Raw genomic sequence first — 1554 nt, 5'->3', positions numbered from 1 at the left:
ACGCCGGATCCGCCAGGCTGTCGACGTATTCCAGTCGAGCTCCTGCCTGCTCAAGAGCCTGCAGGTTCTCTTCGTAGTAGAAGTTGAACGCCTCGTCGCGCACGACGGCAATCTTCACGCGCTCCACGCTCTCGCGCGACGGAGCGCCCACGCTCGGGAACAGCGGAGCGGTATGCTCCAACGCAGGTGCCGAAGCCGCCAGCTGCAAGAGCACGTCGAGGTCGACGTGCTCTTCGATAACGGATGCCACGCTCTCGACGAACGAGTCAGCCGTTTCCACCTCGGCGCTCGAAACAAGACCCAAATGCCGATCGCCGAGACACAGACGCTCGTCTTCGGGAATGATTCCCACGACAGGAATGCCGCAGTAATGTTCGATGGCCTCGCGCAAGCGGGCCTCATGCCTGGTCCCATGCACGCGGTTCAGAATAACCCCGACAACATTCACGTCGGGATCGAAATCCATGCACCCTCGCACCAAAGCTGCCGCCGTCCGCGTCATACGGGTGACGTCGAGTACCAGGATGACCGGCGTGGCAGTCTGTTTCGCCGCTTCCGCAGAGGAACTACTGCCTGCAAGGTCGGAACCGTCAAACAGCCCCATAGCCCCCTCTCCCAGGGCAATCTGAGCACCCGCCGACGCACCAACCAACACCGAGCGGATGGCACCTGCATCCATGAAGAAGCAGTCTAGGTTGCGGCTGCACCTGCCTGCGGCCACACTGTGCCAGCCGGGGTCGATGTAGTCCGGCCCTTTCTTGAAGGGCTGCACCTCGACCCCGCGGTTTCTCAACGCGCGCAACAGGCCCACAACGACAACCGTCTTGCCGCTTCTACCGTGGGGCGCAGCGATCATCACGCGAGGAAGCGCACATGCGCGCTCCACGGCAGAGCCGCCCGAGCAAGGTTGAATACTATGTCGCCGATCAGTCACTTCGCACACCCGAGCGCCCGGTCGCTGCAGCCTAAACGCAGCCGGTAGGCTTGAGCAAACCGGCGATTTTGCAGGCGCCCTTGCCCGGACCACTAGGGAACAGCTCGTACATCTCGCCGTTCGACAGCCCGGTGTCCTTGAGCATCTTGCGCACCATGGGCGCCACACCGAAGTCAGCATAATACGTGCGCAGGTAGTTGATGACCGCCCAATGGGCCTCGGTCAATTCCACCTCCTCCGTCTCGGCGAGCGCAGCAGCCACTTCCTCGTCCCACTGGGAAGCATCCTCCAGAAAGCCGTCCTCGTCCAACTCAAGCACGCGATCCCCCACTTGCAGTTCTGCCATTTCCGAACTCCTTTCAACGAAAAATGGACCTACATCCTTTATATTCTGCCGCACTGTTTGCGACGAGAAAACACGGTAGAACCTATGCGCCAGGCGCCCCGATCCACGGATTCTGCTCAGGTGCAGGGGTACCCTGATCGACGCTCGCACGCACGTCCACCACGATCTTGAACAGAGCGGTGAGCACAAGCAGCCCTATGGCGTACACGCCCAAGATAACCAGCACCTCGTTGAGCGCTGGTGTGTACTCCACCACCTGGCCGAACGAGTTGGG

3 protein-coding genes are annotated in these 1554 nt (G+C 61.2%); all 3 read right to left on the bottom strand.

The genetic code is table 11. From position 1 onward, the window contains the following. Positions 1–886 (bottom strand): cobyrinate a,c-diamide synthase (locus RR842_RS10165; protein ID WP_332729667.1); only part of this gene is annotated, 886 nt, incomplete at its 3' end. A gap of 79 nt (positions 887–965) precedes the next feature. After that, positions 966–1280 carry a TusE/DsrC/DsvC family sulfur relay protein gene (locus tag RR842_RS10160; RefSeq protein ID WP_332513094.1) on the bottom strand — a complete coding sequence of 105 codons (315 nt, stop codon included), beginning with the start codon at positions 1278–1280 and terminating at the stop codon, positions 966–968. An 82-nt stretch (positions 1281–1362) separates the two neighbouring features. After that, positions 1363–1554, bottom strand: a 192-nt coding sequence (locus tag RR842_RS10155; RefSeq protein ID WP_332729666.1) for a hypothetical protein, incomplete at its 5' end; no start/stop codon positions are given.

Origin of the sequence: Gordonibacter sp., from assembly GCF_036667095.1 — a bacterium.
Taxonomy (GTDB): Bacteria; Actinomycetota; Coriobacteriia; order Coriobacteriales; family Eggerthellaceae; genus Gordonibacter.
This window is presented reverse-complemented; position numbering and strand designations above follow the sequence as displayed.

Coding starts and splice junctions, on each gene's coding strand:
- RR842_RS10160 (WP_332513094.1), bottom strand. CDS start 1,280: ATGGCAGAACTGCAAGTGGGGGATCGCGTGCTTGAGTTGGACGAGGAC.